General features: G+C 62.8%; 25 protein-coding genes and 1 pseudogene. 21 read left to right on the top strand and 5 right to left on the bottom strand.

Annotated elements, in window-relative coordinates:
- Positions 1–35: 35 nt before the first annotated feature.
- The 3 genes from ACFYOW_RS24310 to ACFYOW_RS24300 all read right to left on the bottom strand — a co-directional run bounded on the left by ACFYOW_RS24310 (position 36) and on the right by ACFYOW_RS24300 (position 2,799).
- Positions 36–1,037: a TauD/TfdA family dioxygenase gene (locus ACFYOW_RS24310; protein WP_364346886.1), complete on the bottom strand. Its 1,002-nt coding sequence runs from the start codon at positions 1,035–1,037 to the stop codon at positions 36–38.
- 182 nt (positions 1,038–1,219) lie between these two features.
- Positions 1,220–2,260 carry a hypothetical protein gene (locus tag ACFYOW_RS24305; RefSeq protein ID WP_387291480.1) on the bottom strand — a complete coding sequence of 347 codons (1,041 nt, stop codon included), beginning with the start codon at positions 2,258–2,260 and terminating at the stop codon, positions 1,220–1,222.
- Positions 2,261–2,283: 23 nt separating this feature from the next.
- A complete protein-coding gene (locus ACFYOW_RS24300) occupies positions 2,284–2,799 on the bottom strand; it encodes an HAD family acid phosphatase (protein ID WP_387292393.1) in 516 nt (171 codons plus the stop codon).
- Between the two features lie 140 nt (positions 2,800–2,939).
- Between ACFYOW_RS24300 and ACFYOW_RS24295 the strand changes: the two genes are divergently transcribed.
- The 5 genes from ACFYOW_RS24295 (at position 2,940) to fxsT (ending at position 10,157) form a co-directional block, all read left to right on the top strand.
- Positions 2,940–3,971, top strand: coding sequence for a hypothetical protein (locus ACFYOW_RS24295; RefSeq protein WP_387291478.1), 1,032 nt, complete (start codon positions 2,940–2,942; stop codon positions 3,969–3,971).
- 13 nt (positions 3,972–3,984) lie between these two features.
- A complete protein-coding gene (locus ACFYOW_RS24290; protein ID WP_387291476.1) occupies positions 3,985–5,115 on the top strand; it encodes a hypothetical protein in 1,131 nt (376 codons plus the stop codon).
- Entirely contained in the window at positions 5,112–6,050 is a 939-nt protein-coding gene (locus tag ACFYOW_RS24285) for an alcohol dehydrogenase catalytic domain-containing protein (RefSeq protein ID WP_387292391.1), read from the top strand. The genes ACFYOW_RS24290 and ACFYOW_RS24285 overlap by 4 nt, the downstream gene beginning before the upstream one ends.
- The gene (gene tyrS, locus ACFYOW_RS24280) at positions 6,047–7,474 is read left to right on the top strand and encodes a tyrosine--tRNA ligase (RefSeq protein ID WP_387291474.1); all 1,428 of its coding nucleotides are present in this window, start codon (positions 6,047–6,049) and stop codon (positions 7,472–7,474) included. Before ACFYOW_RS24285 ends, tyrS begins: the two co-directional genes overlap by 4 nt.
- A gap of 127 nt (positions 7,475–7,601) precedes the next feature.
- The gene (gene fxsT / locus ACFYOW_RS24275; protein ID WP_387291472.1) at positions 7,602–10,157 is read left to right on the top strand and encodes an FxSxx-COOH system tetratricopeptide repeat protein; all 2,556 of its coding nucleotides are present in this window, start codon (positions 7,602–7,604) and stop codon (positions 10,155–10,157) included.
- 6 nt (positions 10,158–10,163) lie between these two features.
- Here fxsT and ACFYOW_RS24270 read toward each other — a convergent pair whose 3' ends face one another.
- On the bottom strand, positions 10,164–11,069 hold the full coding sequence (locus ACFYOW_RS24270) for a 2-hydroxyacid dehydrogenase (protein ID WP_364346902.1): 906 nt from the start codon (positions 11,067–11,069) through the stop codon (positions 10,164–10,166).
- A gap of 162 nt (positions 11,070–11,231) precedes the next feature.
- Here ACFYOW_RS24270 and ACFYOW_RS24265 point away from each other — a divergent pair, with 162 nt between their 5' ends.
- The 3 genes from ACFYOW_RS24265 to ACFYOW_RS24255 all read left to right on the top strand — a co-directional run bounded on the left by ACFYOW_RS24265 (position 11,232) and on the right by ACFYOW_RS24255 (position 13,021).
- The gene (locus tag ACFYOW_RS24265; RefSeq protein WP_364346974.1) at positions 11,232–11,411 is read left to right on the top strand and encodes a hypothetical protein; all 180 of its coding nucleotides are present in this window, start codon (positions 11,232–11,234) and stop codon (positions 11,409–11,411) included.
- A gap of 202 nt (positions 11,412–11,613) precedes the next feature.
- Positions 11,614–11,760, top strand: a complete 147-nt coding sequence (locus ACFYOW_RS24260; protein WP_387291470.1) for a hypothetical protein — start codon at positions 11,614–11,616, stop codon at positions 11,758–11,760.
- Between the two features lie 76 nt (positions 11,761–11,836).
- A complete protein-coding gene (locus ACFYOW_RS24255) occupies positions 11,837–13,021 on the top strand; it encodes a helix-turn-helix domain-containing protein (RefSeq protein ID WP_387291468.1) in 1,185 nt (394 codons plus the stop codon).
- Here ACFYOW_RS24255 and ACFYOW_RS24250 read toward each other — a convergent pair.
- Positions 13,002–14,306, bottom strand: coding sequence for a serine hydrolase domain-containing protein (locus ACFYOW_RS24250; protein ID WP_387291466.1), 1,305 nt, complete (start codon positions 14,304–14,306; stop codon positions 13,002–13,004). The two genes, ACFYOW_RS24255 and ACFYOW_RS24250, sit on opposite strands and share 20 nt — an antisense overlap.
- A gap of 495 nt (positions 14,307–14,801) precedes the next feature.
- On the opposite strand from ACFYOW_RS24250, the gene ACFYOW_RS24245 reads away from it, so the two are divergent.
- From ACFYOW_RS24245 to ACFYOW_RS24185, 13 genes and pseudogenes are all read left to right on the top strand, one after another.
- On the top strand, positions 14,802–15,125 hold the full coding sequence (locus ACFYOW_RS24245; RefSeq protein ID WP_387291464.1) for a hypothetical protein: 324 nt from the start codon (positions 14,802–14,804) through the stop codon (positions 15,123–15,125).
- Positions 15,122–15,832, top strand: coding sequence for a hypothetical protein (locus ACFYOW_RS24240; protein WP_387291462.1), 711 nt, complete (start codon positions 15,122–15,124; stop codon positions 15,830–15,832). The genes ACFYOW_RS24245 and ACFYOW_RS24240 overlap by 4 nt, the downstream gene beginning before the upstream one ends.
- Before the next feature lie 7 nt (positions 15,833–15,839).
- Positions 15,840–16,226 carry a hypothetical protein gene (locus ACFYOW_RS24235; RefSeq protein ID WP_364346910.1) on the top strand — a complete coding sequence of 129 codons (387 nt, stop codon included), beginning with the start codon at positions 15,840–15,842 and terminating at the stop codon, positions 16,224–16,226.
- 63 nt (positions 16,227–16,289) lie between these two features.
- Positions 16,290–16,634, top strand: coding sequence for a hypothetical protein (locus ACFYOW_RS24230; protein ID WP_387291460.1), 345 nt, complete (start codon positions 16,290–16,292; stop codon positions 16,632–16,634).
- Complete coding sequence (locus ACFYOW_RS24225) at positions 16,634–16,915, top strand: hypothetical protein (RefSeq protein ID WP_387291459.1); 282 nt, start codon at positions 16,634–16,636, stop codon at positions 16,913–16,915. Before ACFYOW_RS24230 ends, ACFYOW_RS24225 begins: the two co-directional genes overlap by 1 nt.
- A gap of 31 nt (positions 16,916–16,946) precedes the next feature.
- A complete protein-coding gene (locus ACFYOW_RS24220) occupies positions 16,947–17,435 on the top strand; it encodes a hypothetical protein (protein WP_387291457.1) in 489 nt (162 codons plus the stop codon).
- Positions 17,432–17,914, top strand: coding sequence for a hypothetical protein (locus tag ACFYOW_RS24215; RefSeq protein ID WP_387291455.1), 483 nt, complete (start codon positions 17,432–17,434; stop codon positions 17,912–17,914). Before ACFYOW_RS24220 ends, ACFYOW_RS24215 begins: the two co-directional genes overlap by 4 nt.
- Before the next feature lie 82 nt (positions 17,915–17,996).
- A complete protein-coding gene (locus ACFYOW_RS24210; RefSeq protein WP_364346920.1) occupies positions 17,997–18,344 on the top strand; it encodes a cold shock domain-containing protein in 348 nt (115 codons plus the stop codon).
- Complete coding sequence (locus tag ACFYOW_RS24205) at positions 18,341–19,078, top strand: TetR/AcrR family transcriptional regulator (RefSeq protein WP_387291453.1); 738 nt, start codon at positions 18,341–18,343, stop codon at positions 19,076–19,078. Before ACFYOW_RS24210 ends, ACFYOW_RS24205 begins: the two co-directional genes overlap by 4 nt.
- Positions 19,079–19,172: 94 nt before the next feature.
- Entirely contained in the window at positions 19,173–20,288 is a 1,116-nt protein-coding gene (locus ACFYOW_RS24200; protein ID WP_364346924.1) for an NAD(P)-dependent oxidoreductase, read from the top strand.
- Positions 20,276–20,935 (top strand): hypothetical protein, encoded by a 660-nt coding sequence (locus ACFYOW_RS24195; protein WP_387291452.1) that lies wholly within the window; start codon positions 20,276–20,278, stop codon positions 20,933–20,935. The genes ACFYOW_RS24200 and ACFYOW_RS24195 overlap by 13 nt, the downstream gene beginning before the upstream one ends.
- 378 nt (positions 20,936–21,313) lie before the next feature.
- Positions 21,314–22,729: a helix-turn-helix domain-containing protein gene (locus tag ACFYOW_RS24190; protein WP_387291450.1), complete on the top strand. Its 1,416-nt coding sequence runs from the start codon at positions 21,314–21,316 to the stop codon at positions 22,727–22,729.
- Positions 22,726–23,054: pseudogene (locus ACFYOW_RS24185) on the top strand (hypothetical protein); the annotation flags it as partial. The gene ACFYOW_RS24190 and the pseudogene ACFYOW_RS24185, both read left to right, overlap by 4 nt.

The following is a 23,054-nucleotide window of genomic DNA, read 5'->3' as shown; positions in this document are numbered from 1 at the left end:
GTGCTGTCCTTCCTCGCTACGACGTGTTTGCGCCTTCAGGACTTGTTCGATGCCCGCTCGGGGACGCTGAGCCACGCTCGTGCCAGAAGTCGTTTGCGGTCGGGTTCGGGGAAGTCGGTGAATTCGGTGCGGTTGTGGGCGACGGTGGCGTTGTTGAAGAAGATGACCTCACTGGCGGCCATGTCGAGTGCCAGGACGTTGTCCTGGTCTTCCAGAACGCTGTCGAGCCGGTCGAATGCGGCCGCGTCTTCCGCGCTGATCGGCAGTTCGGCCTTGGCGTAGCCGGTCTCGATCCAATGCCGCATGTAGCGCAGCGTCGGGCCCGCCGCGAACTCGCCCCAGGTGAACACGGGGTAGGCGTTGTCGAAGATGTTGGTGTCCTCGTCACCCGGGGTCACGGTGTTGCGGTAGTGATCACGAAACAGCGCGGGCAGGTGCTGCGGAGTGGTCTCGGCGATCTGCCGGTAGGCCTGGCATCCGCTTGTCAGCAGGCTCTGGCCGCCGTGCATGGCCGGGCGCAAACACATCAGGCCGAAAACGTTCGGGAACAGCCGCTTTGAGGTGCTGTCGGTGTGGAACGGTGCTCGCACCCGCGTCTTGGAGACCGACACGTCGGTGGAGCGGAAATCGTAGCCGCGGTCGAAGACGTCGTGCAGGCGCCCGTAGGGGGTGAGCATCTCACCCAGATGCAGGCAGGTCAGGACATAGAACAGGCGCAGTTCGGATTCGTTGAATTGGCCGGCGTCCAGGCCGGTGAGGTGGGCGAACCCGAACCGGCCGAAGATCTGTTCACGCAGCCGCTCGGCGAGGGTCACCAGCTGCGGCAACTCGACAGCACCGCGCTCGACGGTGTCGAGCAGGGCCGCCGGATCGGTGACTGTCGCGAGATAGTCGGCGAACTCGTGCAGTACTTCCGGTCCTACAGCGATGCTCCAGGATCGGGTCGCCAAGGCGTCGGTCTTGGTCCAGGCGAGCTCGGCGATCACGCTTTCCTCGGCGGCGAACTTTTGGGCAGCAACAGAAACAAAATCGGACATGAGGGCACTCCAATGACAGGGATCCGGCGGAGTTCTCGGCGGTTCAATGGGGCGGAGTCGCAGCAACCGCTGCCCAAGCCAGCCGAAACGAGCCTGAAGTAGGCGAAAGAGCATATGTACTGTTGACATTCACGCGTTGCCTCTCCGGCTCGGGGTGAAAACGCTGAACGTTCAGTCACGATTCAGTTGAGGTATGTCTGGCGATGCTCGGCTAGAAAGATCGTGTGCTCGTCACGTCGGTAGTCCAAGAACTCCTGGCTCGGGCCGTTTCGCGGTTCGGCGACGAGCTGCCCGCCTGTCGCCTCGAGGGCCGCGACAAATCGCTCACCGTAGAGGAAGTCTCGGCCGTCGCCCCAGTCGAACCAGATCGGCTCGATCACCCGCTTACCGTGTACCAGGGCTTGCTCACGTAGGTGCCCGACCGAGGCACATACCGCCGTCATGTTCAGGTCGAAGGCCAACTCCAGCTGACCGGAATGGCTGCCGTGCGAGTAAGGGAGCAGCAGTGCATCGGATCTGAGCACAGCCTCAACAATGGTGGCGTCGGATGGGTAGGACGCCATGGTCGCCCTGATCCGATCATCTGCCCGGATCACAGATAACAGCGCATCGATGTTGTACCTGCCGAAATCAGCGGGATTGAACGGGCGCAACAGGAGGTTGAGTCGCGCATGTGGGTCGTCGACGGCCATGCTCCAGTTCGTCACCGCTGTCAGATGATCACGATTCGGTCGTAACGCGCCATATATCAGGTAGCTGCTGAGTTCCGGACTCGTCTGCCGACTACGTCTGATCAGATCGTCTGGGGCAACGACGTATCCATGCGGGATAACCCGCACCTGCTGCACCGCGGGAACGAGCTGCCGAAGTTCGGCTACCGACGACTCGGTGAGGCCGATCCAGCTGGCTCCCGACCGAGCGACAAGCTCCAGGCGTGCGCGGAAGTCCTCGGGTGCGGTGAACATCGGCACCAAGTCGTGGGCGGTGCAGACAACCTTCACCGATTCGTTCGCACAGGCGTCAAGCAGATTTTCTAGAACCACGAGATCCTCGAACTCGATGTGGTGGAGGTGAACCACATCGAGCCAGTCCAACGGGCGGTGTCTAAGAAGCCATGCCGCGTCCACTTCCGCTGGCACGATGCCACGTTGGGTTCTGTTGCCGTTGAGCAATTCGATGTCGCCGGACACGATCTTGCGGACGTAGGGCGTTCTGGCCGGCAAGTGGACAACTCGGACAGTGCAGCTCATAGGGTCGCCCACTGTGCGTGATAGACCGGCCATCCGCCGCGCCGGAGCGCAGCGACAACAGAATCGTCGTCGTCGACGACCAGGCGAATGTCAGTGTGTTCCGCGATCTCTGCGATTCGCTCCACTTTGAACTCGGCGACGGGCCGCCGGTCGGTTTGGGAGCGCATGTGTACCGTGTCCGTCGGTAGGCCCTGCCGCGCCAGCCACGACATGGTGACGGTCCGAAACCGTTCTGGTCGACCGGTCAGCCACACAATGTTGGCCCTCGACATCAATGCATTCGCAATCTCAAGTCCTCGTGGCAATGGCAGGTCGACCGCTGACGACGCGAAGAACCTCTCCCACTGCGGCGGCTTCGACTCCAGAAGGTGGAGTCGGCGTCGGCAATCCGACACCGTCCCGTCGATGTCGAATACGACAACCTGCCTCTTGGTCGCAGCGTGAACGAGCTGCGACCTGGATCTAGTAGTGGTTGCAACACCGCCGATTACGCGGTCGTCTGATTCCGTCATCACCCCAGACTCGAACAATGACCTGCTCGCGGCCAGATCACCGTGTCCCTTCACCTTGAAGGTGCAGCTCGGTCTTACTTCCGCGTGCCTGCCAAACGGATCCTGTTGGACAGCAATACGACTGGCACGAAGGGCGCGCAATGAGAACAGCACCAGTGGTTTTCTCGGACACCTACTACCGAAACATCGTGCGGGAGTACGGCTACGGCGAATTCGAGTTCGACAGCTTTGGCTTCGAGCTGGCCGGCATCAGCGCCGAGGAGCTGAATCTCCGCTGGTTGTGCCACCACCGAGCTGAGGAGTTCCTGGCCGCTCCTCGCCCCGCTCGCATCGTGACCACCGGGTTCGGCATGTCCGGAGTCCCGCACATGGGCACAGTGGGGCAGATCCTCGGGATATCGAGGCTCCAGCGAGGTGGCGAGTTCACCCAAATCGTTCTCGGCGATCTCGACGCTCACAACGGTAAGGCCAAGTCGCTTTCCGAAACCCGTGAGTTGGCGGACAGGTTCGCAGCCTTCTGTCGGCGTCTCGGCTACGACGATTCGACCGGTGTACTGCGTAGCCAGTTCGAGGATGTCCACACCGCGCGAAACCTTTACCTGCTCAGTCATTTCGCAGAGGACGCAGATTTCGACGGCGCTGAGGAGGACAACCACGCCTACTACGTGAGCCTCGGAATCGTTGCTGCCGCGATGACTTTCCCCCGCAAGATGTCTCTCGCTCTGATGGCCTCCGATTTCATTACGCTCGGTCAGGATTTCGACGCTGTACTGGTGCTGCTCGGGATCGACGAACACAAGTACGTCCGGTTCGCTGCCGAGATCGCGCGACGCCTCGACTCGAATACGACCCTGCGCGGCGACTTCACATTGGGGTCGATCTACTCGCGCCTCGCCTCTGGATTCGGAGGACATCCGAAGATGTCCAAGAGCATCCCGGATTCCTCGATCAGCGTTACCTCGACCCCGGACCAGATCGTGGACCGAATCACCGGTGATACCGCAGTGCTCGCGGCACAATCACCCAGCTTCCAGCTGATCAACCAGCTGTTCCTGCGCGACTACGGCGACTGCATGGATCTCGTCGGCGAGTGTTCGGCGAACTCCCCGGCCTGGCGATCCGCGAAGGCCGAGCTGGCGGACTATCTGATTTCGATCACCGAACTGTGGTGAAAGGACAGCCAGCGTGTACGCGAACCTGATGGGGCTTGTCGAAGATTCCAAGCCCACCCATTTCGCTTCTTACCTGAGCCGGCTGAACTCCGGGTTGAGCCTGACTTACCGCGAAGCCTCCGACTACATGAGGTCGGTACTCGACATCGATGATCCGCGGATGCGCAGCGCCCAGCTCGGTGTGCTGTTGAACGGGCTGATGGCCAAACATCCGACTGTTGAGGAGGCCAGCGGTGTCATCGACGCGGCCCTAGCCCTCGACGGACTCCGCCTGGGCGCCCGGCCGTCCCACCCCTTTAATGGGGAACGCGTCGTCGGGATCGCCGGGAGTGGAAAGAAGGGGATCAAGACGCCCAACATCTCGACGCCAGCGGCGATCGTCGCTGCGGCCGGGGGCGTCCGGGTTGCGAAGTGCGCATCAGCGGCCACTTCGTCGGTGGCCGGCTCCGCCGACATTTTGAAGCGGCTCGGGGTCAAGCTCACGCGAAGTACAGGTCGCACCTTGGACGTGATGGCCGAATGCGGTCTGGGCATCTTCGAGATCGAGCAGATGGTTCCCCGGTTCGACGCCGCCTATGGCGGACTGTTCTTCGCACCGCATGTGCTGTCGTTGGCCTTTCCGGCCTTGCTGCTGCCGATCAGGACCGACACCTTGTTGTACGGCATCGCACATCCAAACGTCAGCCTGTCGCTCGAGGTACTACGCCGGTACCACGAGGGAGACTTGCTCGTCGTGTCCTCAACTCCGGACAACCTCAGCTGGATTGACGAGGTGGGCATTGTCGGCGATACATCGATCGTCGGTGTCCGAGAAGGGGTTCGGGGTCGAACCCTACGCCTCGGACTGGCAGAGGTCCTCGGCGTCGGACCGTACTCCGTGCACGACCTCGTGCCGGGCTCTGATGTAACCGAGCAGGCACGCATCGTGGTGGACGTTCTCACCGGAACCGCTGCCCCGGCCTTGGGCGACCTGGTGGCAGTGAACGCGGCGACGCTGCTTCTCCTCGACAACATCGGCACCACCGTTCCCGAAGCGTTCGACCTCGCTCGCGAATTGATATCCAGCGGAGCGGCATTGGCGAAACTGCGGGAATTGATCACCGCCAGTGGCGGCGACGACCACACCGTCCGGGGGTGGCTATGACTGAACAGGCCGTGCCGGTCGTTGCAGTCGGCATATGCGGCTCCGACATCCAACGCTTCCGCAGCGGCTTCGCCCTCACCTCCCTGGGCCACGAGCTGGTGGGCCAGCATCCGGACGACGGCGGATTGGTAGCCATCCGGCCCCTGCAGCCCTGTCGACGGTGTCCGATGTGTCTACGGGGATGGACCGAACAATGCGCCGATGACGCCAGCATCGGCCGCCACGACACCGAGCGCGGTGGGTTCAGCGGAGCAGTTCAGGTGACCACCGACCAGCTGTACCGGTTGCCCGCTAACGTCGATATCGCCCTGGCAACGTTGACGGATCCCCTGGCCTGCGTCGTTCACGCTACTCGATCGATAGAGATGGCTGGACTGGAAGTTCTCGTCATTGGCGACGGGCCGATGGCGGCACTGGCCGCAGTGCGTGCCCGCCAGCAAAACGCCAGACGGGTCACGGTGGCGGTCAAGTCCGCCGAGCGAATCGAACGCCTGTCCACTTTCGCGGATCGTGCAGTCACTGTGGGAAGCGTTGGGTCCAACCGCTACGATGTCGTTGTCGAAGCCGTAGGAGGCATCAGCAGTGAACCGATATCGATAGCAGCAGCCGCGGTGGCACCCCTGGGTCAGGTGGTGGCACTAGGGGTCTATCACCCGCAAGCGACTGCTGATCTATCGGTTCGCCGCCTCCTGGAGAAGGAATCAATCCTCCAAGGCAGCAAGGCATACCGCGTCAATGACGTCCAGGACGACTTCGCCGCCGCCCTCGAGATTCTGAGCAATCAACCGGCCGACTTCGCCCCGATCATCGCCACTTGTTGCGCTCTGCCATCCGACATTCCGCAGTTGTTCGCCAACGACCGACCACACACCCTCAAGGTCGTCTACACGTTCCGGAAGCGACCTCACCGACTGCGAACAGGACTGGACATATGATGCACAACAGCACACGTCTCGGTGCGTCCCAAGCCACAATGATGGACCTTCTCGAGTCAGCCCCCGAACTGCGAGAAGGACCGCAACTCAACGCGATCCTAGGCTTGCTCAGCGAACGCCGACGGATGGATCTGACCGACCTGTCCCCCACGGAGCAGGCCCAGATCATTGCCGCCCGCACCCAGGAGCTGCTCCCATCGTCAGACCATCTCGCCGAGCTGCTGGCCGATGCCCGTGACGCCGGTCGACAGCTGATCGTCAAGTTCGGCATCGACCCCACTGCCGCAGACGTACATGTCGGCCATGCGGTGCCGATGATCGTCGCGAGCCGGCTTCAGCGCATGGGACATCGGGTTGTATTCATTGTCGGCGACATCACCGCGAAGATCGGCGACCCGTCTGGCCGGGTTGCAGATCGCCCCCCTTTGACCGACGACGATATTCGCCACAACATGCAGTCCTACCGCGACCAAGTCTCACCGTTTTTCGACTTCCACCGCGCCGACTTCCGGTTCAACAGCGAATGGCTCGCACCGTTCAGCCTCCCCCGGTTCATTGGCGTGCTGGAGAACCTTCCCCTCTCTGTTTCCCTGCAGCGTGAGGACTTCCGCAATCGGCTCAGCGCCGGCAGCGGCCTGACGATGGCGGAACTGGTGTACTCGGTTGTCATGGCATTGGATTCGGTAGAGGTCACCGCGGACATCGAGATCGGTGGACTCGACCAGCTACTGAACATGCAGATGTGCCGCCGAGTCATGGAAAACCACGGGCAGAAGCCGGAGGTCATCGTGGCCACCGGTCTAATCGAGGGGACCGACGGGACCGGTGCCAAGATGAGCAAGAGCAAAGGTAACTACGTCGGTCTCGCCTTCGACCCGAAGGATGTGTTCGGCAAGCTCATGTCCGCTCCTGACCGGCTGCTGCCCGCTTACCTCGAATCGCTGACCGAGCTGTTGAGCCCCGAGATCGCACTGATCCAGAAGATGATGGAGGACAGGAGAATTCACCCGATGGGCGTCAAAACCCTGTTGGCCTCCGACGTCACAGCGGCAATTCACGGACTCGAGGTCGCCGAGTCATGCCGGGCCGGGTTCAAGGCCCAGTTCTCCCAGAGGCGCTACTCCAACACTCCCGACGTGCCCGTTGTGAGCGGCAGCGAACAGGCTGACGCCACCCTCGCCGAACTCTTCGTCAAGGTCACCCGCCAGGTCCCCAGCCTCAACCAGGTGCGCCGCACGGCCAAATCGGGCGGACTGCGCTTGGTTGTCGAATGGCCCGGCAGTGACAAGGAAAGCTTCACACTCGGCACAGAGGAAGCCGACGCTCCTCTCGCTACGTTGATCGCCACGCACGTGGAGTTGCTCGGCACCACCAGCACCCGAAGCTTCCTCAAGTGCGGACGTTCCCTGATCGAATTGCGCTGATGTGTCCCCCAATTGCACCGCTAGACTCGTCTATCGACGGTTCAGACGGTGGATTGGGGGGCACATTCCCGCGCGACAGCCGGTCAACCCTGTCTGGTGGACCAGCGGGCAGTACGAGAGCATCCCGATGCGTCAGCTGCTCGCTGCCCGAGACATCCAGTCGGTCTTCCAATTTCTGCACAGCCGCGGTTGGAGCTGGGCCGCGATTGCACGCGCCACCGACCTCGGCGACCAACGAGTACGCGAGATCGCCAGCGGCAGAAGGAAGATCGAAAGCTACGACGTGTTCGTCCGCATCGCCGAGGGCCTCGACATCCCCAAGCCCTACCTCGGTCTCGGCCTTGACGATCCCGAATCGCCTTCGGCTCCGGCTTTGGGTCACGTCGCAGGCACCGCCGAATTGGAGCCACGAGTTCTGGGGCAGCACGGCGGGCAGGCGCCGCGGCGTCCACGGGAGACAACACCACTTCGTGCCGATATACCGACCGCCAGTGTGGTGACCGGGTGGCACCAACCGGAGGTCGGCCCGCAGATCGAAGTCGGTGTGGATGTGCCATCGGATGCTATCGGGTCAACACGCTCTTCGGTGCCACGCATCTCCAATTTGCCGAGCCTGACATTGAACTTCGTTGGGCGGCAGGATGTGCTTGCTGCTGTCGAACAGAATTTAGATGAACAGTTGACTGCGGCAGTAGTTCAGACAATAGCCATTTCAGGAATGGGTGGCGTCGGTAAAACGCAGCTGGCGCTTGCCTACGCGTATCGAAATCTTGCTCGGTACGAGCTGATTTGGTGGATCCCAGCCGAGCGGTCAGCAGTAGTCGCCGAATCACTGCATAAGCTGGCGATCAGGTTGGGTGTGTATTCCACCGACACCCATAGCGATAGCATGGGGCCGCTCCGAGATTGGCTGCGAGCGCACGACAATTGGCTGATGATTTATGATAATGTCGAGGATCCTCGGGATCTGATGCCATTTCGTCCAGCCGACACGAGAGGGCATATCATCGTGACGTCCAGAAATCCATCGTGGCGGGGATATGCGACGACTATAAAGGTGGATGTCCTGGAAAGATTCGAATCCGTCGAGTTCCTACTCTCGCGAACAGGAACGACGGACCGGGTGGCTGCTGACAAGATCGCCGAGATCCTCGGCGATCTCCCGCTCGCTCTAGAGCAGGCTGGCGCCTATATCGAGGAATCCAACATTTCGTTGATGACATATCTCGAATTAGTTCAATCCCGAGGTGCTGCGATGTCCCGCCAGGGACGGCCGGCGAATCACGAAGACACCGTCGCAACCACATGGTCGATATCGCTTCAGAAGCTATGCAGTATCTCACCAAGTGCCGAATTACTACTGAATCTTCTGTCGCACCTCTCCGCCGAGGGGGTGGACCGGAACATGCTGCTCCGATACGCGGCGACCATGCCGGAAACCTTACGTCCGGCACTCTCGGATCCGTTGCAATTCAACGCCATGCTGAGCGCGGCCAGCAGGTACTCGATTGTGAACGTGTCGGAGACAAGCCTTTCGATGCATCGCCTTGTACAGCTGGTGATCCGGGAGAGCCTCAGTGCCGGGCAAGGCCAGCAATGGTCAGGGGCAGCGGTTCGTCTTCTAGCGGCTGCCTTTCCGGAAGACGTCACGGATATCACAAATTGGGGCGAGTGCGCGAGACTTCTTCCGCATGCCTTGACCGTACTCGATCACAGCGTCAGTCAACGATCAGAGCTCCACCTTGCCAAAATTCTCGTTGGGCATGTCTCGCGCTACTTGGCGATACACAACCAGTACGGACAGGCGCAGCTGCGGCAGGCCCGATGGATTTCCGAACGGACAGTTGATATTGCAACCTCGCTGGGAGAAGAGGATTCTCGTTCCGTAGCGACGAGCCTCAACAGTCTGGGCCTGGTTCAGCGCGACCTCGGCGAACTAGAGAAGGCACGAGTCGCCCACACCCGTGCCCTGGAAATATTCATTCGCCTTGTTGGCGAACGGGATCCGGAGGTGGCTGCCACGCTGAACGCCATTGGTCTTGTCCATCACGCATCCGGGCGGCTCGACGAGGCGGAGGCCGCATATCTCGAGGCCCTCAGCATCACCGAAGAGGCTTACGGCACGGAGCATCCGACCGTAGCGAGGACCCTCAGCAACCTCGGCCGTGTGCACCGTGCCATGCGCCGCCTGGACCAGGCCCTCGCTGAACAGGAACGTGGTCTATCAATTCGCATCGCCTGGTACGGGAACCGGCATGCCGATGTCGGCTGGAGTCTCGATGGCCTAGGGCTGACCAAGGCGGCCCTGGGCATGCTGGACGGTGCCGAAATCGACCACCGTAAGGCCGAAGGCATATTCACCGACGCCTACGGTGATAGTCACCCTTACACAGCCCGCTGCCTCGACGGCCTAGGCCGAGTCCTTTTCCTGCAGGGTCGTCCGGCCGCAGCGCGCGACGTCCACGAACGAGCGTTGCGGATCCTCGACGCCTACTACGACCCACAACATCCGCACATAGCGCGGTGCGTTCGAGGGCTCGCTGAAGCGGAGGTCGGATTGGGCAACAAAGGCAAAGCCGTCGGACTTCTGTCACGTGCATACGAGATCGACAAGCTGGTTTTCGGTGAAGCTCATCCGCTGACGAGGCGCTTGGAGGCGGAGATAAAGACGCTTGCCTCCTGAGTCCGGCTACCCGGCTACCACGTTCAACGGCGCGTCGCCGTTCACGATCCTTACTAGCTGTTCGCGTACGCGCGAATACGAACTCGGCAGGAATGACGGCACGACGGAGGCTACATGTGGCGTGATCAGCACGCCCGGCAGCGTCCAGAGTTCATGCTCGGCCGGCAGCGGCTCCGGGTCTGTGACATCGAGTGCTACGCGAATCCTACCTGTTTTAAGTTCGCCCACAAGGGCATCGGTATCCACGACACTGCCGCGCGCGACATTGATGAGCACACTTCCGTCACGCATGTTCCGCAGAAAATCTTCATCGATCATGCGATACGTTGAGGGGGTCAGCGGAACTGCCACAACAATGGCGTCGGCCCTCGCGATCAGAGTTGGTAAGTCCGCAGGCCCAAAGACACCGGGACGTCGCGCGCTGGCCATCACTGCAACTTCGGCTTCGAAGGCCCGTAATAGGGTAGCGACTTGCTTTCCAACGGCTCCGTATCCGATGACCAGGACGTTGCTTCCGCCCAATTCTCCGGTGCGACGCTGGTCCCATTTCGCGTTCATCTGATCACGAAGGAACTGCGGAAATTCGCGGAGGAGACTGAGAAGCGCCGCAAGAACCCACTCGGCCACGGGACGCGCGTTGACACCCGGCACGTTCGCCAACTTAACTCCGGATGGAAGCGCGGGGGCAATCCAGTCGTAACCGGCGCCGAGAGTTTGAACTAGCTTGAGCTTCGGCATTCGGCGAATTTCGTGAACCGCTCGCGACTTCGCCCACCAGGGAGGAATGAACACCTCGGTACGCTCGAAGTTCTCCGGATAGTCATCAGTACCCGGCCAGAAGTCCAGGTCGACACCGTCCGGCGCGCCTCCCATAAGTTGGGCAGCATCTGCGTGCGGTACAAGGACATGCATGGCTCCGACTCTATCTGTAGCTGTCCTCCGTACCCAGCGACGCGGACCAGCTGAATGAAACGCATGCAGTCCACTTCGGCAGTGGCCGCGAGAAATCCTTCGAATGATCCGGCACATCGGCGTTGCCGCGTCTGAGGGTGATCATGGCGCCGCAGAGCCCAACTGCACACAACCACTCGATCGGCGCAAAAGGAACTCGAAGCCGCAGTGAAGAAACTGAACAACGACGGCTTTCTTGCCAAAGCGCCTGCCGATGTCATTGAAGGTATCCGCACTCGACAGCAGACCGCTCACAACGAAATCGACCGAATCCAACGTCAACTCCAGACGCTGCCGAGTTAGCGACAAACTCACGTGAACGGAGCCTCCCGAATCCGCCACGACCCCGGGAGACACCAGCGTCGACCACGAAGCCGTCACCGCCGCACAAGTCGCCGCTATGCCCGAACCCCTGCGAAAGCTGTTGAACGACACTGTCGCCTAGTTCGAAGCCCAAGCCACCGTCGAGGCGATCTGTGCCCGCGACGCCGACCGTCTCGAGTGCTTGTTCCAGGCACTCGAATATCGCGCCGCGGGCAAGACGCTCATACAGGAATGGATCACCGACTCCCGCGCTCGGCTGAAGACAACCACCGCGATACGTATAGCCGACGCGGCACTGACCACCTCGCCGTTGAAGTGGCGTCAATGACGGCTGGCACTGCACACCGACCGTGTCTGCCGCGAGATCGCTGGTCAACCGGATTGTGTGAGGCAATAATTGCCTCGTGCGACCAGCCCTTCGCCAATCCGATCCGCGGGAAACCGCGGAAACGCTGTTCGGTGCCGAACTGCGCGCCCGACGTAAGGCCGCCGGCCTTTCATTGCGGCAGTTGGCCCCACACGTGCTGGTCAGCCACGATCTGCTGTGGAGGATCGAGACGGCACAGCGTCGGCCGCATCCTGACTTGGTCGACCGGCTCGACCGAGCCCTCGATGCTCGAGGCCAGCTGAATCGGCTCGCCGCCCCGTTCACCGATATTGTCCTTCAGCCTCAAGATATTTCGTTGGAGCCAGACCTCGTCGGGCCGTCGCTTCGTGATCTGATCACGGAGGTCCGCATGGCTGACCACACCATGGCAGCCAAACGCCTACCCGAGGTGGTGGCCCAGGCGAAGATGGCCGAGAAGTTCGTATCGCGGGTCAACGAGTCGCAGAGGGCGCAGTTACTGCGGAATATCGCTGAAGCGCATCAACTCGCCGGTTGGATGCTGTTCGATCGAGGCAGCGTCTCATTAGCCGAGAATGCGTTCGCCAATGCCCGGCGGACGGCAGAACGGATCGGCGCAATGGACCTAATTGCGTTCGTCGGCGGTCCAAATGCCGCCTTCATGAGCACCTGGAGCGGGGATCCAGCCCAGGGTGCCGAGCGAGCCTATGGGGCGATGTCATGGGCCCGGCGCAGTGGAAATCGGCGCTTGGCAGCATTCGTGGCCACCATCGCCGCGCGTGCACACGCGAGAATGGACGAAGCCAACCTCTGCACGAAGATGCTCGTTGAAGCCGAAACGGAGCTGTCCCGGCATCAGCCACAAGAGCCCGACCCGGTCTGGTTGGACGTGTTCGATGACGCTGCCTTGGCTGGGCATCGCGGTTCGTGCTTGTTGGATCTCGGGCAGCCACGGCACGCCGTCGAGTCCTTGCGTGAGCAGGATTCGGCCAGCCCAGTGGCCTTTCTGCGCAATCGCACGATCTGGCAACTAGAACAAGCCGAGGCCCAATTGCGAATGGGTGAGGATGAAGCCGCAGCAGCGGCGGTGAATCATGCGATGGATGCCGTAACAGCCAGTTCCATTACTCCTCGGGTTGCGCGCATGTTCCGTTCAATCCTTCTGAAACTGCGTGCATCCGGTGATCACGCAGTGACACCAACTGCTGACCGGTTAGAGGTCTTCATCGGGGCGTGCGTGTGAGTGGGTAAGTCGCCCAACGCATCTCGATGCCTCCACCGGTGTCCACGGCAATGAGCAGCTCGCCTTGCAACCGGCCTTCCGCTGCTCGGAACCGTCCCGGCCCTTCCGCTTCGAAGCGGGTGTCGCTGGCGAGCGGGTCATCGGCCAGGCTTGCATGCAGGCCGTCGTGCTCCCACCGGAACACCGTTTCGTCGGCTTCCGACCACCAGCTGCCGAGAAGCGGACGGATCTCCGGTGGACACGACACCGGCTGCCACTCGCGTGGCGGTTGTGTAGGCTGGGATGCGATTGCCTCGCAAAGGGTTTCGGCGGCGAGGTCAGCAGGTTTGATCCCCCGGGTGGCGTTGGCCAAAGCAACCACCGTTACTCCGGTAGCACGGTCCAACGTCAGTGCGGACTGGAAGCCCGGCATCGCGCCGGTGTGCCCGGCAAAAACGTGGCCGCCTCTGCGTTCCAGGATCAACCCGAGGCCCCAGCCTTTGGTCCATGCCGCGGTGTCGACCATGACCTGCAGGGTGTGCATGCTGTCGACGACCGGTGTAGGAAGAACATCGGGTTCTCCTCCGGCGAGTGCGTGTCCCCAGCGCAGGAGATCGGCTGGCGTGGACCACATTTGGCCGCCGACACCGATCGAGGCTTGGTCCATTACCGGTTCGCGATGGACCGTGGCGATATACGGATCCAGCCGGTAACCGATCGCCGCATCGGCAGGGCGTGTCCAACTCGTCCGAGAAAGGTCGAGCGGAGCTAGCAGTCTCTGCTCGATCAGCTGTTCGCACGGTTGACCACTGACGTTTTCGATGATCTGGCCGAGCACGGCGTATCCGAGATTCGAGTAATGCCACCGCTGTCCCGGATCGGCGACCAATTCAACATCCTGAAACGCGTCGCGAAGTTCGGCGCCTGTCGGTCCTTGCATGCTTTCCCACATGTCCACCGGGGCTTCGCGTTGCAGCCCACTGCTGTGCGACAACAGCATCCGAAGTGGCAGATGCCCGAACGGTGTGTCGGGTAGATAGCAATCGACGGTGGCGTTCAGGCTCAGATCACTGCGGTGGGCCAGTAACAACGTGACCGCCGCGGTGAACGTTTTCGTGATCGACCCGATGCGATAGATGCTGTCGATCGTGGCTGGCGTTAGGTTCTCGACGTCCGCGTACCCGGATGAGGCTGCCGCAAATGGGACGCCGTCGAGACCCACCGCGACGGTCAAGCTGGGTATCCGTGCGGCGGTCTGCGCCTGTGCAACCCTGGCGGCCAGCGCCGTCTGGAAGTCGGTGTCCATGCGCCCCTTTCCTTCGTGACCAGCATCCCACACCCTCGGCCACGCTCTGTTGACAAAGTTTCTGTCCACAGCAAAGTCCTTCCACACCGGATTTCCGCAGGCCAGGGTGAAATCAGCACCGCGGACGTCGGTCCGTTTCACAGAGGAGTGTCATGAGAACAATCACCACGGCACGGGATGTATGGACACGCCGCCACGCCTATGAGGATTGGTACGGAGTGGCCGTCTCGAAATCGGAGCCGGGCGCCGAACGTCAGCGAAACGTCAGTGCAACGCGATCAAGCGACAGTTCCGCACATGCGGTCGCGCACCGATTCTGAGGTCCATGCAAATCACGCCTGATGACCCGATTTGGCGGGAATGGTTTTCGTAGCTCGGGCCCGTTGCGGTCGATCCCTGAGGCCGCTTTCCTAATCGCTCCGCTATTCAATCTTTGGCGGCCGCTGACAACGGCGGTCCCCGGGGAGCGTTTGTCAAGAAACGGAGGTTGCCGCGGTGGCTACAGCGGTAATGCATGTCTACATCCGAGATGACCTGGCCGAGCCCGGATGGCGCGATGGTGTCGAAAGGTTCATCCGCGCGCAGTCGTTCGCCCTGGGCACCATCATCCACGCCTCGGCAGCTGCGGATTCCGATGACGCTGAGGCGCCCGAATCTGCTGCGAGACGGTTGTTCGAGGAGATGCTGCGCACCGTCAGCTTTCACGCCGTGACCCCATCGCGAGCGCACCTGCAGGACATTCCGGTTGCTCTGCGACAGCGATTCACCCGGGCGGAGATGTGGTTCTGGACTGTCCCTGATGACCGGGGGCAGCGATGACGACGGTGGGACTGGTGCTGGTCGAACGAGTGCCCGCGACCGCGGCTGTCGAGATGGTGCTGCCGACGAAGTCGGAGTTGACGCGGGCTGCTTGGGGCCTGTCGGTCGAGGCTAAGGGCGGACCCGCAGCGGAAGCCATCGTGCGGCTGTCGCACGCGCTGGCGGAACTTCACGCGTCGGATCTGGGGTTCCGTGCTGAGCTCGGAACCCGGCCCGTCGGACAGTTCGATCGAAACTACAAGGCCCTGCTCGACAGGGTTGCTGACGCGTTGATGCGCAATCTGCCTGATCTGCCGGCCAAGGACCTGAGAGCAGTTGCCGATCGGATCGGGCGAATCACTCGCCTCTCGGCACAAGCGAACCGGCGTGGCCGCAGTATCCGGCGACCGGCACGAGCCGATCAATCGCTTCCCGACTGCTACGTGGATCTGTTGGATTATCACCAGATGTGGACGCGGTTGGCCCAATGGATCGACCACTACGACGAGGCCGTGTCGGCGCTGGCCGTGCGGGCACCCTGGCGCGCACCGGCCGCCGACGAGCCTTCTGCCGAGGAGCCCAACGCGCATCCTCCAATCCACGATTCGGTAGTGATCACGTCACCGGTAGATAGCCCGGCATCGCGCCCGACCCCGCCAATGTGGATCGGTTCATCCCACCACCATCCGCACCGCGAATACCCGCGCCGACGCACCCCTGGGGAGTGAATGACTGATGTTGCGGTCCAAATGCAAACCTATCCCCGAGTCAGCGCCGGTGGTGCTCGGCTACATCGACACTGCCCGCATCCCGGTCGGGAAGACAGTGATCAATGTCGGTGCGCCGATGCGTGCCCGCGCCGCCGAGTACGGATACAGCTGGGGCGGAACCTATCTCGACCACCACACCCACGGTGAAACCGTCGCTGCACTCACCCGCGCCGCCGCAGCCGACCCAGCCGTGGTCGCGGTGATTGTCCCCGACCACACCCACCTCCCCGACGGCCAACACGCCATCACTGCCAGCACACGCCGGATCCGCGTCCTGACCACCCACACCCTCAACGACACCCTCGGTCACCGGGCGCGCGCCGCCACCGGGAAGGCCGGGCGCGATGGGTGAGGACGCCGCATACCCCACCTGCGTCGATAATGGTCTGAGCGGGTCGAACGCCGGGGACTGGTCATGACCGGGCCGCGCGTGCGGGCCTACGGGATTGTGAGCTTGGACCGATCCGGGCCGCAGGCCGCGACCGATGTGCAGGCCATCCGCGAGGCTGCTCGCTACGCGCGGCTTGATCTGCGTGCGGTTTCGGTGATGCGTTCGGCGAACCTGAGTGTGCTGCTGGCCAGTTTCGCTGCATCGGGAATCGGTGTGGTGATCGTGCCGAGCGTGTTGCATCTGACCGGTTGGCTCGACGTGGTGCGTCGCGACTGCGAGGTGTGGACGCTGTTGCCGCCTGGCTATTGGCCCCGCGTCCACGCTTCGGGGCGACCGGGTGAGTTCATCGCCAGCTCGGGGTTGCGCTGATGAATCCACTCCAACGCATCCGGGACATCCACATCGATTCAGGTCCGCTCGCATTGGACTTCCAGGGCAGTGCCGACCAAATCCACAGTGTCGCCGCTGAACTGGGCATGACCGCGTACTTGGAGGTCACCGTCGACGACGATGTGCGCCCCCAGCACTCCGGCGCTGCCCTGCGGCGGGCTCTGGGGATACCCCGACCCGCGCGTCAACCCGTCGAGTGGCCCCCGGCCGCCGCACTTGCACACCACGACTGGATGTCGCGCGGACCGCGCGACTGGTGAATGCCCCGGTCGAATTCGAAAGGACAATCCAGTGACGACAGCGACGGTTTCCATCTCTGAGACCACCGATGCCGAAGCCCCGGCCGCCGAACGCGCGATGATCGATGAGCGTCGGCGGGTGTATCGGGATCAGTTCGGGTTCAACACTTTCCGTGATCCGCGCACCGATGCGATCACGATGGTTGCCGGGTCGGTGTCGGCGGTGATAACACCAAGCAGTCTCGGCCCGCGGGTCAGAGCCTTGTTCGGCTCCGGGGCCGTGCCGGTGTTCTCGGTCGGGCATCGTCTGTGGGTGTTTTTGGCCGACGGCCCCACACCGACGGACAATACCGCTCAGCTGACGGCTGATTTGTTCAAATGTGGTGCGGTGCCGTTGGTCTCGGGCGCGCTGATTGTGCTGCCGACCCCGGGTAACGAGAAGCGGTGCTGGATGCACGTGCCCGACGGCGCTGCCCGGCCGCCGTTCGCCGCCCTGGTCGAGGTGGTCCACACCACCGCCACGGAGGCGGGTTCGCAGTGAGCACCGTCGACCCGAGCATTTCGCGGCGGTCGCTGAGTGACCAACTCGCCCCGGTCTGGGTGGAATGGCTCGCGTACAAGACCGATGCCTTGGACCGGTTCGTCACCCATGACGTGCCGCAGCTGCCGCCGGACCGCTACTCCGAGACCGGCATCCGTGTCGCCGAGCAGGCTCTGCTCGCCCGCTTCACCGCTCTGGAAACCGCCGATCCCGACGATTCGCTGCTCACGCGGTTCGGCTGCTACCTCGGTGAGACCTTGACCGAGGCACTCGACGGGTATTGGTTCAACGACCCGTTCCTGGATCCCCGCCTCCCACGGCCGACCGTGCGGTTCCTTTACACCGATGTCCGGCTGTGTGTCCGGGAGCAGGTTGTCCTGGCCCTGCATCACCGATCTGGCACCTACTGGTCGCAGATCTACCGCGCGTTGTCGGGCCTTTGCGTGACGTGGTGGGAATCCGGGCACAGCCGCCGCTGAACCACACCACGCGATACCGCACCGCCCAGGCTTGCGGGCGCGCCCCGAACAGTCACTTACCACCAAGGAGTCGGAGAAGGTCATGGCCGAGGGAGCCATCAAATGGTTCGACAGGAAACGCGGGTTCGGATTCATCGTGCGCCCCGGCGAGGCGTACATGTTCGTGCATTGCTCCGGGCTGGCGAACCCCGACACCTCTCTCCTCACTCACGGAGTGTGGGTCACCTACGACATCGTTGCGGGCCCCAAAGGACCCGAAGCGATCAACGTTCGCCCCGTGCCGAGCAACCGGTATGCAAGGCCCAGGGCCGCGCGCTACCAACCCATCCGGGACCGAGACTCACCAGCTCCGGCCGGGTACGAGCCCGACCCGATGACCACGGATCCAAGCCTCCAACCCCGCCCGCACCAGGAGACACCACGGAGATGACCGACCCCACCACACACACTCCCGAGAGCGCGATCGATCCCGCGCCGCTGCCGACCGGACTTCGCTTGTCTCGCAAGCAAAGCCAGCAGCGGACCCGTCAGCGTGTTCTCGATGCCGCCACCGTTTTGTTCCTCACCGATGGCTACCCAGCGACGTCGATCGAGGCGATCGGCGAACGCACTGGATACACCTACGGGGCGGTGTTAGGTCACTTCCGGACCAAGGACGCACTCGCGGTCGCCGTGCTCGAACAGGTATATCGCCGTGCCCACGCTCGCGTGCACCGGTATCAGGTCCGCGACCACGATCACCTCCTGACCACCGTTACGACCTGGATGCACATCGCGATCACCCATCCCGGCTGGATACGCCTCGAACACGCCCTCGACGCAGCCGGTGAATATCGCGACACGCAAAGACGGTTGTGCAATATCCACAGCACTGCAACGACTTTCATCGCCAATGCTTTCCACGAAACCGGTACGGAGCCCGACGTCCCCCCGGCAACCGCCGCCGCGATGCTGCTGTCGATCGTGATCGGGCACGCCGCCATCGACTTCGACGAGGCCACCACCTCGGCGGGTCTGCGTCTGCTGGTCGACCACGTTCTTGCTCCCGCCGACCCACAGGCCTCGACGAGTGTGGACACCGCACCGGCCACCGCAGTCGGCTGCGACACCGTGACCGAGTTCGCCGTCAGCGACGGGCCGTGCGATCGCCGGGTCCACACGTGACGGGGTGGTTGACCGCCCTCCGGATCCGGTCGGGGGCGAGAGCGGTTGCCAGAGCATCAGGATTCGACACTTGATGAAGGGGAGAACACACCCGATGGACGTGGGAGTTTCGGTGGACGTGCCGGATGTGCTGGTCGTCGACGATGGGCATTTGCGCGCGAATTGGCCGTATCTGCGGGCCCGGTTGCGGGCCGGGCTGGTCAACCACGACCTGACTGTCGTGTTCGCCAGTCTCGGTGCGGGCCAGCGGATCCGGGATCTGTACGGGATCGGGGCAGTGCCCGCGTTGGTCGTGATTGATGTCGAGCCCGACGCCGAGGACATCGCGGCACTGACCAAGCTGGAAGTGGTGGCGGGGGTGACCGGCGGCGGCAAGCTCGCCGTCGCCGACCGACTCGCGGAGCGGGGCATCGTGTTCGTGGATGGATCACGCGGTCGCGCCCGGTCACAGGCGGAAATGGTGATCGGGCTGATGATCAACGCCCTGCGTCAGATCTGTACCTGGCACAACATCATTGCCGCCGCCGGGCCGTGGCCGCGCCCGAGCTGGCAGTTCACCGACCACCCGAGCTTCGTTAACGGCACGGTGTGCGGCAAGCAGGTCGCTGTGATCGGGATAGACCCGGTGGGTCGCGCGGTGATCGGCTTGTGTGTGGGGATGGGGGCACGGGTGTGGGCGGTGGACCCGGGCGTCGAGGAGACAGATTTCCAGGAGGTGGGGGCGCGGCGCATTCAGCTCGATGAGGTTGCCTCGGTCGCCGATATCGTTGTCGTCGCGGGAAATTCGAGCACACCTCCGTTGACTGGCGAGATTGTCGCGCAGTTGGCCAGCAGAACGCTGGTGGTGACAGTGCGCGGCGGCGGGATCGACCTTGTGGCGTTGCGCGCCCGTGTGCTGGCCGATGAACTTTTCTGGGCGACTGATGTCTACGAGTCGGTGCCCGTCGCGGCCGGTGATCCGATCCTGGGTCGTGGCAACGTCATTCACACACCAGGCATCGCCGCCTGCACGCGGGAGGCGAACCTCGCCGTGGCCGACATACTGACCGCCAACATCGACCGTGTCCTGCGTGGAGGTCCACCACTGCGATGGGATTGTGTCCCGGCCGTCACTGTCGAGGACACATCGGGTGAACCCGCTGGAGGTCCTGCGGCAGATGAGCTGATCAACAGTATCGGGGCTGCGGGAGTACATCCATGGTCGAGATGACGAAATCGAATATGTTGCGGCCCGGCAAACCGTTCGGTGATCCGGGAGCGAGGAGGGGCAGCCGCCGGATGGTGGCCTCGATGGCGGTGACCGATATCGGCATCGGTTTGGTGTATGTGCGCTTCGACGCCGATCACCCGCTCGACCTCAACGACGGGCGTGGCTTCGTCTTCGACTACGAGTTGCTGGACTCCTCCGCTTACACCCCCGAGGTCTTCGGGGGGATCATCGACGACCGCCTATTCGAGATCGACGTGCACGTTGAGGTCATCACCGGCCACGACATGCTTTCCGGCCTGGCGAAACTCAGTCACGACATCACCGACCCGGAGGCTCTGTCCAGCATCGATAGCTTGATCCAGATGTGGCCCGAGCGCGAGAACGTCAGCGCCTGCGGTGACCTCGAACACATCATGGTTGACACCGCCTACGATCTCACCGTTTCTCATGTCGATCTTGTCCAGACCTGTCGGCAATTGTGGGTGCACAGCTGGTATCTGGATCCTGATCGCCATACCCAACGGTTCCCGATCACCACGGCTCTGGCATCAGCGGTCCTGGCAGGGCGCGAGATGGGTTGGCGCAGTTGGAACATGCTCGATCTGGATCTGCTGGTGACCGAATCCAATCGACGCCTCGATGCGTGAGGCGGTGTGCATGAGAGCCGCAATCACGTGGGATCGGCACATCGTCGAGGCAGGAAACGACACTGCCGAGGACATAGTCCCGCGGCATCACAGTGACGAAACTTCCGCCGAGCTGGGTGAGGGTCGGTTGCCGAGTGGCGCATGCCCAAGAGTGCAAGCACCGAACCGCGGCTGGTCCACCGGTCGGGCCCGGTGCGCGAGCCGTGTGCAAGTCACTCGCTGATCGCGACATCTGGTGGACGCCAGCAGAATCCGGAAAGCCGCGTAGCGGCCCATGCTGATGGGGGAGAGCTGAGGATGAACAAAAGATGTTGTCGCTCGTGTAGCGGATCGCTGACTGCGGGGCACGTGGGCGATTTGTGCGCGAAGTGTGCATCGGTGGCGGGGTTCAAGCGGTTGATCCCACCGGGATTCTTCGACTCGCCACCTATGCGTAAGGCGTTGGCGCAACAGGATTTCGGGAGTGTTTTCGGCGCGGTCAGGACAGAAACCGGGTTGAGCCAGGGCCAGTTGGCGCAGCTGGTGGGGTTGAGCCAGGGCCGGGTCTCGGAGATCGAGAACAAGGGCCACAAGGTCACTGGGCTTTCTCTCGGTGCCCGGATCTCCATGGCGCTGGGGATCCCTGCGAGCACGATGGGGTTCTGGAGCGAGCCGGGTAGCCTTGTCGATGAGGAGGTGAGTTGGGTGTACCGACGTGACTTCCTCTCTCTGGCGACAGCCACCGCGCTGGGCTCGAATCTGCATCCGGAACTCGATCGGCTCGGCAGCGCGCTTCCCACGCGAGTGAAATCCTCACCGCGCACACTGATCGGCGCCAACGACATCGAAGCGATCGAGGAAGTTGCCGACTTCTTTCGCCGCCAAGGGCTGGCCCGTGGCAGCGGCTTGTATCGCGATGCCGCCCTGGCACAGCTGCATGAGGTTCGCTCCTACGAGCACGTCGAGTGCAGCGCGGTATTGCGACCCTGGTTGTGGGTGGCTACGGCGGAGCTGGCGTGGGTGACCGGTTGGCTGGCTTACGACGTGGAAGATCATGATGCCGCGCGGCGAGTGTGGTCATACGCTCTGTGGGCCGCTGGTCAGGGTGCCGATCATCCGCGTAGTACGGATTTGTCGGTGGCGATCCTGCTGGATTTGGCACACCAGGCGCTGCATCTGTGGCGGCCGTTGTGGACGGCACCAACTCGCGTGGAACGTGACCACCAGCAGCGGATGCTCGACGACGCATTGCGGTGCGCGCAGACCGCGGCCGTGACCGCGAGTAGCCGCCGCTATCCGGTCTCTACGGTCACTGCGGCGTATATCGCGTCGGTGACGGCGTGGTGCTGGGCGGCCCGTGGCGACGCCGCCGCGGCGCATCGGTTGATCCAGCAGTCGCAGGATCTCTACGCGAAGGTGGATCGAAGCAGCCTTGCCCCGTGGGCGGCGTTCATTACGCCCGCCGAAATCTCCGCCCAGCACGGGCATTCGTACTATCTGCTGTCCACGCACGATCGGGATCACGCTCCGCGAGCGGTGCAGCTGCTGCGCGCCGCCGTCAACGGTCACGCCCTCGAACATGCCCGCAGTAAGGCTGTGGCTCTGCCGACCTTGGCTGGGGCGTGCCTGCAGGCCGGTGACCACGACAGCGCCGCTGTCTACTGTGACACTGCGATCGAACAGATCGGTGGCTTGACCTCGCGGCGCTGCTATACCCGGCTGGGCGATTTGAATCGGATTGCGGCCCAATACGATCGCGATTCCCTGGTGACCGATATGCGATCTCACATCACCGACACCCTTGAGGCGAAGTGATCGACAGTGGTCTGCCGGGCCACGACGCTCTGGGGGCGGTGTGCGCGGAATTCGGTGTTGCAGGCGCCGAGGAGGCGGTGATGCTGCATCACCGATCGAACGCGGTGTGGCTGGTCGGTTCTGTCGTAGTGCGGTTGGCGCCCGCGACCGAGCTGCGGCGTCAACGCGCTACCGCGGCCGTCGCGGTGACTCGATGGCTATCGAACGCCGATTATCCGATCGCGCTGACCCCGTTGCCGGGGCCGCAACCGGTCATCGCCGGTGGGGCGGTGGCCACGTTCTGGCCGTATCGGCCTACTCGCGAGTCCGCTGATCCGGCTTCTCT

It is taken from the genome of Nocardia sp. NPDC006982 (genome assembly GCF_042869435.1).
In the GTDB taxonomy this organism is placed as follows: Bacteria; Actinomycetota; Actinomycetes; order Mycobacteriales; family Mycobacteriaceae; genus Nocardia.
This window is presented reverse-complemented; position numbering and strand designations above follow the sequence as displayed.